At 43.4% G+C, this 14,189-nt stretch carries 9 protein-coding genes; all 9 read right to left on the reverse strand.

Features of this window, described 5'->3' with window-relative positions; all coding sequences use genetic code 11:
- Positions 1-415: 415 nt before the first annotated feature.
- The 9 genes from H5123_RS13590 to H5123_RS13630 all read right to left on the reverse strand — a co-directional run bounded on the left by H5123_RS13590 (position 416) and on the right by H5123_RS13630 (position 13,974).
- Complete coding sequence (locus H5123_RS13590) at positions 416-2,680, reverse strand: bifunctional diguanylate cyclase/phosphodiesterase (RefSeq protein WP_182698314.1); 2,265 nt, start codon at positions 2,678-2,680, stop codon at positions 416-418.
- A gap of 423 nt (positions 2,681-3,103) precedes the next feature.
- Positions 3,104-3,919, reverse strand: coding sequence for a sterol desaturase family protein (locus tag H5123_RS13595; RefSeq protein WP_182698315.1), 816 nt, complete (start codon positions 3,917-3,919; stop codon positions 3,104-3,106).
- Entirely contained in the window at positions 3,916-4,581 is a 666-nt protein-coding gene (locus H5123_RS13600) for a CDP-alcohol phosphatidyltransferase family protein (protein WP_182698316.1), read from the reverse strand. Before H5123_RS13600 ends, H5123_RS13595 begins: the two co-directional genes overlap by 4 nt.
- Positions 4,582-4,708: 127 nt before the next feature.
- Positions 4,709-5,377 (reverse strand): ATP-binding cassette domain-containing protein, encoded by a 669-nt coding sequence (locus tag H5123_RS13605; RefSeq protein ID WP_259395670.1) that lies wholly within the window; start codon positions 5,375-5,377, stop codon positions 4,709-4,711.
- A gap of 2 nt (positions 5,378-5,379) precedes the next feature.
- Positions 5,380-7,104: an ABC transporter permease gene (locus H5123_RS13610; RefSeq protein WP_182698317.1), complete on the reverse strand. Its 1,725-nt coding sequence runs from the start codon at positions 7,102-7,104 to the stop codon at positions 5,380-5,382.
- Entirely contained in the window at positions 7,101-8,327 is a 1,227-nt protein-coding gene (locus H5123_RS13615; protein ID WP_182698375.1) for an ABC transporter substrate-binding protein, read from the reverse strand. Before H5123_RS13615 ends, H5123_RS13610 begins: the two co-directional genes overlap by 4 nt.
- 52 nt (positions 8,328-8,379) lie before the next feature.
- Entirely contained in the window at positions 8,380-9,303 is a 924-nt protein-coding gene (locus H5123_RS13620; protein ID WP_259395672.1) for a DUF547 domain-containing protein, read from the reverse strand.
- A gap of 145 nt (positions 9,304-9,448) precedes the next feature.
- Positions 9,449-11,602: an FAD-dependent oxidoreductase gene (locus H5123_RS13625; protein ID WP_182698318.1), complete on the reverse strand. Its 2,154-nt coding sequence runs from the start codon at positions 11,600-11,602 to the stop codon at positions 9,449-9,451.
- Between the two features lie 11 nt (positions 11,603-11,613).
- Positions 11,614-13,974, reverse strand: coding sequence for a TonB-dependent siderophore receptor (locus tag H5123_RS13630; protein ID WP_182698377.1), 2,361 nt, complete (start codon positions 13,972-13,974; stop codon positions 11,614-11,616).
- Positions 13,975-14,189: the final 215 nt, after the last annotated feature.

Raw genomic sequence — 14,189 nt, forward strand, 5'->3', positions numbered from 1 at the left:
GTTATTTGCACCAGGGCCTCGAGTTAAAACTATTTTATTATGAGTGATTTAATTCATGGTTATTGGAGGTAACAGCTTTTTTACACCTAATTAATTACGCCACAATAACGACAATTTAACACAGCCTGTCTTAGGATTGCCGATTAAAGCGTCATAGCTATTATTTAGAGGCAAAATCCTGCAACACGATATGACTTACTATGCAAACCGCGCCAAGGCGTTAAAGCCTTTAATGCCAGTAAAAAATCCCAGCAGATAAGATTGAAAAGATTAAAGCGTTACTTGGATTCTCAGCTTCGAGCGTTAATGCTAAACCCAGCAAGACACGTTATCCCATGCTGTTATGTTGACTGGAATCTAGTTTCGAGCAACAAGCGACTCACACCAAACCTCCTTTATAGATTGGTATAAATGTTTACGCTTTTATTAAACTGTCCTGATGCTCAAACTTCAGTCCTTTCTTACTGACATGGGCAAAAAATTGTTCAGGCGTCATGGGTTTTGAAAAATAAAACCCTTGAAATTCTTTGCAGCCCATATCCGCCATAATGCTTACCTGTTCCGCAGTTTCTACACCTTCAGACACACACTTGATATCGAGTTCTTCACACATATTATGGATCGCTTTTACCAAGCTTTGTTGACGAGCTGAAGAGGTAACTTGGCTGATTAATGAACGATCTAATTTGAGTTTATTAATTGGGTAGTCAGCCAAACGAGCAATATTAGAATAACCGACGCCAAAATCATCTACCGAAATGGTGAAACCCCACGCTTGTAGAGTTTTCATTAACATTAACGAGTGGGCTTGATTCGCTTCTAGTGAGGTTTCGGTTAACTCGAGTTCTATTTGTTTTGGGCTGACAGTAAAGTCAGCTAAATACTTAACTAACTTGGACATAAAGTCGGTTTGAGTGAAATCAATTAGTGAGATATTAATCGCCACAGGTACACAGTTAAGCCCTTGTTGAGTCCATTGATTGATTTGCGAGCAGACTTTTTGTATCACCAAATCCGTTAAACGGCTGATCATTCGGTATTCTTCTGCGATAGGGATAAATACCGCTGGTGATACTGTACCTAAAATGGGACTGTGCCATCGAGCCAACGCTTCAAGGCCGATACATTGTCCTGATGCCGTTACTTTAGGTTGATAATAAACGGTTAGCTCACCTTGCTGTAGTGCTTCATCGAGCAACATCGATATTTCATATTTCTCTAAAAAGCTTTGTGAATTGGTTTGGTCATATAAGCTAAATACATCGTTGGTATTGGCTAATTTAAGCGCCTCGATAGCATGAGCGACAACTTTACAGCTTGCATCCCCGTGTTCAGGGCAATGGGCAATACCAAATAGAAATGATTGCGAAGACTTAATTCCTAGTAAGTTGTAATCTTCATCTAAAGTATGTTTGATTTTAGGTAAGGCGCTATACAGATCGGTTTCGTTAAGGCTACCAAGAATAAAGGCAATTTTCCCAGGTCCAATATGAGCACATAATAAAGGTCCTTCAATATTGTTACGCAGGCGTTTAAAGGCTGTTTTAGTAATGGCTTGAGAATTATGGTTACCAAATTTTATATTTAAATAGTCGTTATTGGCACTTTGAGCCACAACCACATAAAAGCCTTTTCGATATTTTGCAATTAGGCGGTCACATTGCAGTTCAAACCAATCTCGATTCGGTAACTGTGTTTGTGTATCGCGATAACGTAGACGTCTGTTCTCTTGTTCCATGGCGGCCAAATTACCTTTAATGCTCTGTTCTGCACTGCAATCATGAAATTCATAAACACAAAAATTAGCATCGGTCAGTTGCTGATGGACAACACGCTGATAGGTATTGTTGAAGTGCAATATTTGCTCTTGTTTGCCTGCGTTACAGGTTTTGATGTTTGGCATGACAGATGAAAGCAATAACGTTTCGCTTTTTAATGGTTTAGGTAATTTTAGTAAATCAATCGCTTGTTGGTTCGCATCAGTAATCTTTCCCAGATCATCGACAATAATTTTGGGGATAGTCGATTCTGCAAAAAAAGTGCGGTATAGCTCATTTTTGCTTTTCAAATAAGCGTTTGAGCTTAGCGTTGCTTTATTGAGACGTTTAGCCGCGACAATGGTTCTTGCAACAGCTAAAGGCACGCAGATATTAAAAAATAGAAAAACCACTCCAGTAATATACCAACTCGCATCAGGGAGTTGCTTATCTATGTCGGTGTATTGAGACAGGTCGATATCATGCAATATCATATAAAATGGCACGATATTTAATAAGGCGAAACAGATTGCTACTCGGTGCCCTAACAACATTAGCGCAATAGAAGGGCATACAAACATCAGCATACTACCTATTTTGGCTAGTCCTAAGTCTGGAAGCGACAAGTTGATTGCTAAACTCGCCAATACCAATGCAGCGAGGAGGATATGAGCACATAAATGATAGAATCGCTTACTGGCCAGTAACAATAAAAATAACACCGAAGTGAAACCAATAGTAAGCGCGATTATCCATAAGTAATTTAATTGTAAGGCAGAATTGAATGTGTCAAACGCAATAGCTAAGCACAGCAACATTCCCGAAGAGAGGATTATTCGTAGTGCACTTATTCGCCAGTTGGGTATCGATTCATGTGCGTTTTTATCATCGTTTAGCAGGAAAAATTGGTTAATGAAATTCATGAAAACACATATTTTGATTGCCAGAAATTAATTAAATAGCATTTACTTTTATAAATCAATGGACTGTATGATTATTCGTGACAGTAAAATGTAAATATCTATTATATGTAATGCTATTTCTTTGAGGGGACAGTTTTGTGGTTAAAAATTGTTCATCGATTTAATGCGCAGAATATTTTTGCTCGAAGGTCTACCTGTATGAACAATAAAATGACAGTGAAGATTTATAGTATTGATGCTGAGTCGGTGCGGTATAACCGTTATTACCCATATTTAGCAGCAATCTTTCGTTTGCAAGGGGCTGCAACATTGTGTCAATTAAATAGCCATATGTTGCGACCTAGATGTGTATTTAGCCTAAAGGATAGGAGCAGTTATTTAATGGCGCTAGTTATGCGAATGTTCTCGCTTTAGTTTTACGCATCACTTCTTTTTGTGGGTAAACGGCATCCATAACAAGCCTGTTAACCATGCATTTTGTTTCGCGTTTGGGTATTCGATTAATCCTATGTCGATATCCTCGTCTGCTTTACTGGCCTTAGCAGAATAACTACCAAATAACCGATCCCACCACACAATACTAAAACCAAAGTTAGTGTTACTTTCGGCCATCACTTGGCTGTGATGTATGCGGTGCAGTATTTGGGTTACCACCACATATCGGGCAATATGTTCGATTTTTTTAGGTAAGCGAATGTTAGCGTGGTTAAAAATGGCAAATCCATTAAGCAAGATCTCAAACAGTATCACCGCCTCAGCAGGTATACCTAATATGATAATCGCTAGCGCTTTAATCCCAAGACTGGCGATGATTTCTAAGGGGTGAAAGCGCAAAGCCGTACTGCTGTCGACATGGCGATCCGCGTGGTGCACTTTATGTAAACGCCACAATAACGGTATGCGATGAAATAGCCTATGTTGCCAGTAAATAAGCATGTCCAGTAACAACAGACTGCTTATAATATTGACCCAATGGGGCAGATTAACCCAGTGCAATATGCCCCATTGTTGTTGTGTTGTGTACAAGGCAAACCCAGCTAAACCCAGTGGTAATAGTAATCTTGCTACCACAGAAGCAATTATTAATAAGCCAAAATTGCCAAACCAACGAGTGACTATAGAGGCTGTTTGTGGTGTTTTGGTTAGTTTCCTTGCGGGGAATAGGCATTCTAGACTCATCATCAATGCCAGAATCGTTAAAAACACACCTAAGCGTATCGCTACCATCTCATCTATCATGTTGTTGGCTCCTTAACGGCTGATTTCTTGGTCTTTGCTCCTTTGACAAGCTGATTTTTAAGTGTGTAGTAGCCGCCATGAATGCGCGTAAAAATGGTAATGGCCCCTAAAAAGGCAAAACTATAGGCAAGTTGTGGAAAATAAGTCGGCCATAAACAAAATGCCACAAAGAAGGCGATGGTTTCGGTGCCTTCGGTTAAGCCACTTAAAAAATAAAAGCTCTTATTGGCAAATTGTGGTCGAGGCAAATTCAGCTTTTCAGCCGGTATAGCAAAGGCTAAAAAGCTTGAGCCTGTGCCGATGAATACGCTTAACAACACAGCTGCGGCTAAGGCGTTTTCATTAGGGTTGGCCAAGGCGAACCCTAGCGGAATGGCGGCATAAAATATAAAATCGAGGCAAATATCCAAATAACCACCCGCGGCACTGCTGTGTTTTTGGTGGCGAGCAAGCGCGCCATCAAGGCCATCGATAATTCGATTAAGTGCGATAAAAAACAAGGCGCCGTACCAAAATTGTAATGCCAACAAGGGAACAGCCAACATGCCTAAACCGAAACCCACTAAGGTGAGCTGATCAGGGTGGACATTTTTTTTATCGAGTAACAGCACCGCAGGCGCTAACAGTGGCTTTATTACTGGGGTGATAAATCTATCTAGCATGATGTCATTCCAATTAATCTATTGATTATCGTTCAATTCTTTAACGTCGCGATTTTGTTACGTCACGGCTTATCTATATCTATAACTGTTCTACCCATATCAGTACTGCTGATTACAGTATCATTTCTCAAAGTGAAATGACTTCGCCTTGGGCTGCGTCGGCATCATTTTGATCGTGAGTCACCATAATCGCGGGTAGCTGGTGCTGGCGTATTTGATCAAAAACGAGTTGCCTGATTTCTTGGCGTAATTGACTGTCGAGCTTACTAAAGGGTTCGTCTAATAAAATGGCTTTAGGTTGGCTAAGCAATACCCGCAGCAATGCTACTCTAGCTTGCTGGCCGCCAGATAAACTTTGTGGATTACGCTGCTCTAATCCGCCCAGACCGACTTGGGTTAATGCCTCACTAATTGCGGTTTGTCGCTGTGCTTTAGGGCTCGGCGGCATGGCAAAGCCGATGTTTCCTGCCACAGATAAATGCGGAAACAATAATGGGTCTTGATAGAGCAAACCAATATGGCGTAAATGACTGGCTGTCGTAGTGATATTTTGGCCGTTTAAATGCAATTGTCCTTCAGCACTAAAACCCGCTGGTAACATGCCAGTTAACCAGTTTAATAACGTCGATTTTCCGCTACCAGATGGTCCCATAATCGTCAGTATTTCACCGCCACGAATGGTTGCACTTAATGATAATAAGCCTTGTTGCTGACGACGCAAGATCAGCCCATCAATGGTGAGAACTGATGCTGTAGTTGTACTTGAGCTTTTGGCTGTACTGGCGAATGTTTGCATTATTATCCTTGTTGGTGGCGCTTGCTTAACATTTTGGTAATCATTTTTGGCAATAACCAAGCTAATAAAAAACCTAAAGCGGGGAGGATCATTTGCATTAACGCATATACGGCACTGATCCTGCGGCTTCCACCATTGGCGAGTGCAACTGCTTCAGTGGTAATGGTGTTAATTCGCCCGCCACCGGTGAGCAAAGTGGGTAGGTATTGGCTAAAGCTAATGGCTAAACCAAGCGCGCAAGCAATGAATATTGGCCCAATTAACATGGGCAGTTTAATCCTAAAAAAGATTTTCGCTTTGGTCGCACCAAGACTGGCCGCAACAATACTAAAGCGTGGGTCTAAACGTCGATAGCTGCTAGCCAGTGATAAAAACACATAAGGTAATACAAACAACAAATGGGCCAGTACCACATTGATAAAGGTATGCTGACTGTTGACTTGCTCAAGTAACCACACCAGACCAAATAAAAACGCGATGCTTGGAATAAGCAAAGGCAGATAAATTAATACACTCCCCAGTAGCGATAGCGATTTTCCGCTGTGCTGCTCCGCTTCTAAGGTGAGTAAGGTTAAGCTTATGGCTAGGGCAGTGGCGCAAAGGGCAATCAGTACCGTGTCGATAAGTGGCGTGTGCATTTGTTGTAATGCTGTTTGCCAATGCAGCATGAAAACTTGTTGCGGCAAGGCATCAGGGAAATGCCAGAAACCAGCAAAAGACCACAGTAGCATTCCCACTAATGCCAAACCTATGATGGCCATCATTAAGGCGGTGATCACATGGGTTATCTTTTGGATGATGGCGCCGCCGTAATCGCGCCGGCCATTGGTTAACATCGAGTTAGCGAATTGACACACTAAGCCTTCTAGTAGCCACCAGCAGGCTAATACGAATAAGGTGAGTTGAATTTGTAATATTGCCCCTGCTGATGCTTTAATCCGTAGGCTTAAATCCACATCATGAAACCACTGCATAATCGCTACAGCCAATGTCGGTGGGTTGTTAGGGCCTAAAATTAAGGGGATTTCGACGCTAGCACTGGCGTAGGCCATTACTGCCAATATTGGTAAGCGTAAGTGAGGATAGAGGCTTGGCAACACCACTTTAAAAAATGCGGTTATTGGGCAATAACCTAAGCTCAATGCCACTTTATGTTGTGCCCGCAATGTTTGCCCAAGATCGGGTTGCGCTAACGCGCCCAGCGCCATCAGCAATAAAAAAGGCAGCTCTTTTAATGTTAGGCCAAGAATAATACTCAGCCCCATCGCATCGTGTGGGTATAACCAATCGGGAGGTGCATTCCAACCACTTAACCAAGGTGAGACTAAGCGCGATATCATGCCCGACGGGGTGATAAGAAATCCAATAGCAATGGCCGCCGCGGCATGAGGGATAACAAGGATTGGCCCTAAAAGCCGTTGAATATAACCCAGCCAAGGACTGGTAAAGTAACTTGCTAGGATAAGTATCGTGATTAAAAAGGCTAATAAGGTGCTGACAAAGCTGGTGCCGATGCTCAATAACGCCATGTGACCAATACCCGGTGTTTGCCATAATTGGCTAAAACCATTCAAGCTCAACGAGGTTTGATCTAATGCTGGGATCCAACCAAATGCAGGCAACATTACGCCAATTAAGCCACCCATTACCGGAATAACTAACAATGCCATCATGATGTATGGACTGATGCGTACAATAGGATTAAACAACCTGGCTACCGTGCTCATTGCATCACTCCATAGCGTTGTAACCATAGCTTTGCAATCACTTTACTCCAGCTTGGATCGGGCTCGCTCAACGCTGGGCTGATTGCTTGGTTAGCGATAGTTGCACTGGGATGTGACTGAGCGGATGGATTAAACCAGACTTGTTGCTCGGCAGTCAGCTTAGATGTTGCCAACACGCTGATGTCGCCCCATACACTGGGTTGTTGTTTTTTTGCTTGTGCTTGTGGGCTAAGTAAAAAATTGACGAGCAGTTTAGCGCTATTAGCGTGAGCAGCATTATAGGGAATGGCGATAAAGTGGATATTACTCAAGCTGCCATCTTGCATACGATAGCTGCGGCTACTGTCGGGTAATTCAAAACGCGCCACTGCCGCCGGAATTTCAGCGGCTGAAAAGGTAAATGCTAGGGCAAGTTCGCCATCGCCGATTAAACGACGTAATTCCATGCCGCTGGACATAAAGTGGCGGCCTTTGCGCCATAAATACGGGTGTAACTCATCTAAATATTGCCACAACACCGGCAATAACAGAGCTTGGCTTTGTGCCGTGGCAGGTTGATAAAGTCGATTTTTGATTGCCTCAGGTTGAGCGTTATTCAGTACAATCAGGGCATACTTTAAAAAGCTGGTGGCCAAAAAGTCTGGTGGCTTAGGGTAGGTGAACCTGCCTGGATGTTGTTTGACCCATTCGCTTAATTGTTGCAAGGTTTGCGGTGGTGATTGTGTCGCTAGGCTGTCGTAATAAAAAGTCAGCGCAGCTTTACCCCATGGCGCTTCCATGCCTTGTGTTGGTACGCCAAAGTCGCGAGTCATTGCAGGGTTGTTGTCTGGATCAGTTAAGCTAAAGTTGGGTAATTGTGCGACCCAGTTTGGCGCAAGGAGTTGATGCTTGGCCATGGCGGCAAAGTTTTCACCGTTAATCCACACTAAATCGACTTGGCCTTGAGTGTTATTACCTGCTGACGTTTCTGCTAATACTCGACTGACCGCTTCGCTGGTGTCGGTGAGTTTTACATGGTGTAAATTGATCTGATACTGCTGCTTAACTTGCTTGGCAACCCACTGAATATAACGATTGATTTGTGGATCGCCGCCCCAAGCATGAAAGTATACGTCTTGGTTTATTCCACGATCTTCAATATCTGACCATGTTGCTGAACTAGTGGTTTTGGCATCAGCTTCACCAGTCCAAAGACTGGCGCATACACTGATAATTAAAGCCATTGTGGCAATGATATGCACTATAGGTTTAGGTGTTTTGCTGAATAACATCCACTTAGCGAACCGCATTTAATGACCAGTCATAATCTAAAAAATCGATATTCAATTGCTGTTTTTCTGCCGCGGTTTGAAGTGCCGGACTGAGTTTTAGCCCACTAGGATACAGTAATAAAAATGCATCAACAGAATCAGCTCCATTAAAGCCTTTGGTAAAATCGTCGCCATACCATTTAAAAATTGCAGACAAATAGACTGTGTCGCCTTTGGCGTAGTTGCGGCTGCTATCGGCAAGGAAACGTTGGGTTTGTGCATCGAGTTGCATGTCGAGTTTAGCGCTAGTGTAAGCTTCTTCGCGTAGTGCAGGGCAACCAATGCTGGCACAATTTACCGCAAAATGAATTCTAGGATCATTGTAACGATCGCTGCCGCGGATCAGTTTATGCTCAATATCATTGAGACTGCGGGTCTTACCCAGTAATGGGATAAAACTCTTGTCCCATGGTGAGCTGAAAAATCCACCTAAGTCTTTGATTGAATCAATATCAGGGTACTTGGTTAAGATAAGTTCAACTGTCCAGGCGTTGTAAGCATTGATGAGCATCGCCAGTTGTGCCGGCTTATCCCAAGCATCAAATTGAGTTTGAGTAATTTGACTGAGTTGTTTGAGATACAGGGTCAATATCGCTCGGTCTTGCTGCATGGCGGCGTAGTCTACCGCGCTACTGTGACCTTGGTTTATCGGCTTAACATGACGGCTGAGTAATGTATTCCAGTTATCGTGTAGCGCCATGATCTGGTTATCTAGTGTATTGTTATCAGCAGCTTGGTTGTTGATCGCCTGACTAATAGCCGGACTCTTTATAGCAGAAATAACGTCAGACTGATCCACTGCCGCAATAGCCGCATGACTAGCAAGCAAACTCAGCAATAAACCGACAGTCAGCATAAACGATTGAGCATATCGCGTTAATCTTTTCATTATCTGAGACCTATTCTTGTTATATAGAGTCACTTTATAACAGCCATTATCGAGAGTTATGTTCTAAGAATCGTCATCAGAACGATTATTTAAGGCCTATAGCCTAAGGCCCATTTTCATAAACCCAAGTGATCACTCAGTAGGGTTAACCACGACGCCAAGTGTGGTATTTTTCTAACCAGCGCAGCACAGTTGCTGGAGCATGGTTACGCTTCCATTCACCAGCGGCGTACTTGTTGCCTTCGGCCCATGTTGGGTAGCTGTGAATTGTGCCTAAAATCTTATTCAGTCCCAAGCCGTGTTTCATTGCCAACACAAATTCTGCAATTAAATCGCCAGCGTGTTCTGATACCACGGTCACGCCTAAGATTTTATCTTTACCTTTAGGGGTAATCACTTTAATAAACCCTTGGGTGGCACTGTCGGTAATGGCACGATCAAGTTCAGCAAAATCAAAGCGAGTTACTTCGTAATCAATGCCTTGCTGCTGGGCTTCGTATTCATTTATACCCACTCGAGCCACTTCTGGATCGATAAAGGTGGTCCACGGGATCACGCGATAATCGACTTTGAATTTTTTCAAATGACCAAACAGTCCATTTACTGCCGCGTACCAGCCTTGATGCGCTGCCACGTGAGTAAATTGATACGGGCCAACAATATCGCCTGCCGCATAGATATTTGGGTATAAGGTTTCTAAGTATTCATTGGTGACGATAGTGCGCTTTGTCTCAATGCCTAGCTCTTCCAAACCGTAACCGCTTAAGCGGGCACTACGACCAACAGCACATAATAGCTGGTCGTACTCTAACGCTAATTCTTGCTGTTGATGCTCAACGATAAGGTATTTTTTACCATCGCGTAGTTCACAGCGCAGTGCTTGATGAGAGGTTAGAATATTCACGCCACTTTTTTGTAAGGCCTGGGTGGCAAACTCTGACACTTCACGATCTTCTTTGATCATGATGCGTTCAGCCATTTCAACTTGAGTGACTTGCGATCCTAAGCGGGCAAAGCTTTGTGCTAGTTCAGAACCAATTGGGCCGCCACCTAATACCACCAATTTTTGCGGCGCAGTGTCGAGTTTGGCAAATTCATCCCACAAGGTATCACTGGTGACATAGCCGACTTCTTCTATGCCTGGTAACGGTGGCACAAACGGGCTAGCACCTGTTGCGATGACAATACTGCGCGCGGTTAAGCGGCTAGTGTTACCGTCAGGGTGGCTAATTTCTACTGTCCATGGGTCGACTAATTTTCCGTAGCCTTTGACGACGTCGACACCTAAATTGGTGTAACGCTCAATGCTGTCGTGGGGAGCAATATCGGCCACCACTTGATGCACGCGCGCCATGACTTTTTTAAAAGAAAACTCAGGTGTCGTGTCTTCTAGGCCGTAATGATGGGCGTTTCTTATTTGCTGAGCAATTTTAGCGCTTTTAATAATCGCTTTACTGGGCACACAGCCATAGTTTAAGCAGTCGCCGCCCATTTCTCCGGCTTCAATTAAGGTTACTTTTGCTTTTACTGCGGCAGCAATATAGCTAGTAACTAGGCCTCCGGCACCTGCACCAATTACAATTAAGTTGCGATCAAACTTAGCGGGTTTAGTCCATTGACTGTATACGCGGCGTTTTTTAATGGTATTGACTATCGCTTTAGCAATAAGAGGGAATAAGCCTAATAGTGCAAATGATATAATCAGATTAAACGATAAAATGTTCGTTAAGCTGTCAATTTGCGCCAGCTGAGTACCGGCATTAACGTATACAAAGGTGCCCAAAAACATACCAATCTGGCTAACCCAGTAAAAGGTCCACGATTTAAATGAAGTGACGCCCATCAATAAATTAATCATGAAAAATGGGAATATGGGCACTAAGCGTAAGGTGAATAAATAAAAGCCCCCCTCTGTTTCAATGCCTTTATCAATCGCCGCTAAACGTTCAGGGAAGCGCTTTTTGATTGAGTCGCGCAATAAGTAGCGTGAGACTAAAAAGGCCAATAATGCGCCAATACTTGAAGCAAACGAAGCAATAATCAACCCTTCAACAATACCAAATAGTGCTCCAGAGGCAATGGTGAGAATGGCTGCGCCGGGAAGAGACAATGCTGTCACAGTTACATACAGTATAAAGAATCCGCCAATAACTAATAATGGCGATTGCTCGCGCCATTGGTGGAAATCATTCATCGAGGCTTTTAAGCCTTCTAAGGTCAGTAAATGATGCAAGTCGAAGTAGAAAAACAGTACTACTAATAATGTAGCAATGAGTAATAGGATAATTTTTTTAATCATAAACAGTCGCCTTAAAATGAATGTTGCAAGGTAAGCGTGGCGTTAACAGGTAGCTCAGGGAAAACCAAGGTTGAGCCAAAATAACCGCCTTCAAATACAGGGCGCCAGTTGTTTTGATTGGTCACATTATTCACGTCCAGCCTTAAGCTTGTTTGCGGTGTAAAGTCATAGCGAGTGTTGATATTAAGCGTGTATTGATCGCGGATGTACACAGTCGCTAAAAAATCTAATGGGTAACTCTTGGTATATAGACCGGAGAAACCTGCTTGCCATTTTTCGGTAATGGCAATACCACCATTAATTGTCAATGTCTGCTCAGGCAAGCCTTGAACTCGACGATTTGATGGTGCAAATGAGGCAAAGTTTGGCGCTCCAATTCCAGTGCCTTGGATGATATCCGGGCGCGAGTTGTCAAAGCTGTCGGCCACTTGCACTGTGTCTTGGCTACTTGCTGAGTCATCATAGCGAGCGTCTAAATAGCTGTAACCTGCGCTAAACCAATATGGATCGGCATCAAAAAAGGCTTGTGCCTCAAATCCCTTGGTGCGAATGCCGGTATTGCTGCCATCTCGATTACGCAGGCTGCGTTTTTGATCAAACACAGCGGCATCGACATACCAAGCGCTGTCTGTTGGTGAGTATTTTATACCGACTTCATTAAGGGTATTTTCAGTGGCAAAGTTTTGACGACTAATTTGGTTGTTTGCACCTAAGGTATTACCACCACCCATGCTGTTTGAGGTTGATTCATTATAGCTAGCGCTGGCATAGGTAGTGATAGCATCGGTGAGTTTATAGCTGAGACTAATTTGTCCAGACTCTAGCATTTCATGAATAGAATCGCTGGCCGCAATTTGACCTTGTGGCGCAATAGGATCGCGTGCCTGGACATCATAAAAATCAGCTCGATAACCTATGCTGGTCGAAAACTTATCGGTCCATTGACTGTTGTGTTGGATCGCCAAGCCGGTTTGCCAACTGCTGGAGTCTGTGGTGTCAGACAATGAAAAGTTGCCAGTGCCATCGCCGTTGGTATCGTATTGGGCTCCGGGTGACACAAACACACCTGGGCGCAGCTCAACTAGCCTTGCTTGCTGCTCAGCAGTCAGTGGAATACGGCGGTTTTCAATTGGACCCGTCAAGTCGATAGGTAAGTCAGCTTCGGTGGTAAATTGGCTGTAACCTAACACTTTGTTGTAGCGAATATCCACCGCGGCAATGGTACTTTGGCTGTCATTCCATTGATAGGCTAATTCAAGGCGGTTTTGGGCTGTGTCAGCACCATCAATGATTTCAACAAAACTGTTTTGAGCGATTTCTTCACGTTCTAAATGCTGATAATAAGTAATGTTTTTAAGGGTTGCGTTATCACTAAGTTGGCGCACATATGTGCTGTGCAGCAAAAAGGTTTGTGCGTCGTTAGTGTTATCGGGATCGGTTAATACTTGGCTGCGATCTATCTCAACTAAGCCGGTTGGCGATACGATGGCATTGGCTCCAGCAATAGTACTGCCATTAGGTTGAACACCTTGACCAGTAATATATAAACCGTTGTCGATTAATGCTTGAGTAGGGCGATTAATCCCCGCGTTGTCGGTAAATTCAACATCATAGTATTCGACGTTAATATCCCAAGTACTGACATCGTCGGGCAGTAATCGAAATGCCACAAAAATACTGTCACTTTTAAAGCCTGAGTAATCGTAATAGCTGCCGTTATCTATGTGTTCAGCGCTTAAACGTATGCCACTTTGGTTGGCGACTAGGTCTGTAGCGACATCTAATTGAGCGCGATAATGGTCCCAACTGCCGCCCGATGCCGTGATCTTGCCAAATTTACTGTCAGTTGGCGCAGTTTTCGAATGTAAATTAACAAAACCACCGTTACGTTGACTGGTACCGAGTAGCACTGGTGGTGCACCTTTGACGACATCAATTTGCTCTACTGCATTAAACGACATGGGAATCCCAAAGCCGTTATTACCGGCCTGGCGACGAACACCATCTTGGTACAGTTCACCTAATTGACCGCGAATGGTTGGCAAACTCGATGCACCGAAGCCGCTGGCTGAATAACTGTTAGGGCTGACTTTTTGAATGTCTGATAAATCAGTGATATTAAGCTGTTCAATCATTTCACTGGTGATAGGCGTGACCGAGCGGGCAATATCTTTTAATGCTATGCCATCCCCAAAGGGGCCGTTGATCTTAGTGTTTTTAGGTGACATGCCTTTATCGTTAATCGCTTTACCTGATACTTGAATCACTTCGATAGTGGAAGTGTCTTCAGCTGCAGTTGTCAAAGATGAATACAAGGCTAGGCTAACCGCTAGCGCGATAAGTGAACGATTTTGATGGCGATGAGTAGGCATAATATTTTCTGCTGTGATGAACATGGTTAAAGAGACCTTCTAATTAACTTTTTTGTTGCAACCATGTTATGCCTATTTTTATAGGCTTAGGTCTAAATGGCATAGATGACAGTGCAACATAGTTGCGCGTTACTCGGTCAATTAGTGGCAAATGCGATTTTTGATTAAAAAGTCAGTTTAGCCTATTAAAAGCTCATTAGTTTTAGATAGATACC

It is taken from the genome of Shewanella sp. SR43-4 (assembly GCF_014163845.1).
Taxonomy (GTDB): Bacteria; Pseudomonadota; Gammaproteobacteria; order Enterobacterales; family Shewanellaceae; genus Shewanella; species Shewanella vesiculosa.

What these genes read in the sequence shown, in the direction of transcription:
- H5123_RS13590 (WP_182698314.1), bottom strand. Translation starts at nt 2,680, where the DNA reads ATGAATTTCATTAACCAATTTTTCCTGCTAAACGATGATAAAAACGCA.
- H5123_RS13595 (WP_182698315.1), bottom strand. Translation starts at nt 3,919, where the DNA reads ATGATAGATGAGATGGTAGCGATACGCTTAGGTGTGTTTTTAACGATT.
- H5123_RS13600 (WP_182698316.1), bottom strand. Translation starts at nt 4,581, where the DNA reads ATGCTAGATAGATTTATCACCCCAGTAATAAAGCCACTGTTAGCGCCT.
- H5123_RS13605 (WP_259395670.1), bottom strand. Translation starts at nt 5,377, where the DNA reads ATGCAAACATTCGCCAGTACAGCCAAAAGCTCAAGTACAACTACAGCA.
- H5123_RS13610 (WP_182698317.1), bottom strand. Translation starts at nt 7,104, where the DNA reads ATGAGCACGGTAGCCAGGTTGTTTAATCCTATTGTACGCATCAGTCCA.
- H5123_RS13615 (WP_182698375.1), bottom strand. Translation starts at nt 8,327, where the DNA reads ATGGCTTTAATTATCAGTGTATGCGCCAGTCTTTGGACTGGTGAAGCT.
- H5123_RS13620 (WP_259395672.1), bottom strand. Translation starts at nt 9,303, where the DNA reads ATGAAAAGATTAACGCGATATGCTCAATCGTTTATGCTGACTGTCGGT.
- H5123_RS13625 (WP_182698318.1), bottom strand. Translation starts at nt 11,602, where the DNA reads ATGATTAAAAAAATTATCCTATTACTCATTGCTACATTATTAGTAGTA.
- H5123_RS13630 (WP_182698377.1), bottom strand. Translation starts at nt 13,974, where the DNA reads ATGCCTACTCATCGCCATCAAAATCGTTCACTTATCGCGCTAGCGGTT.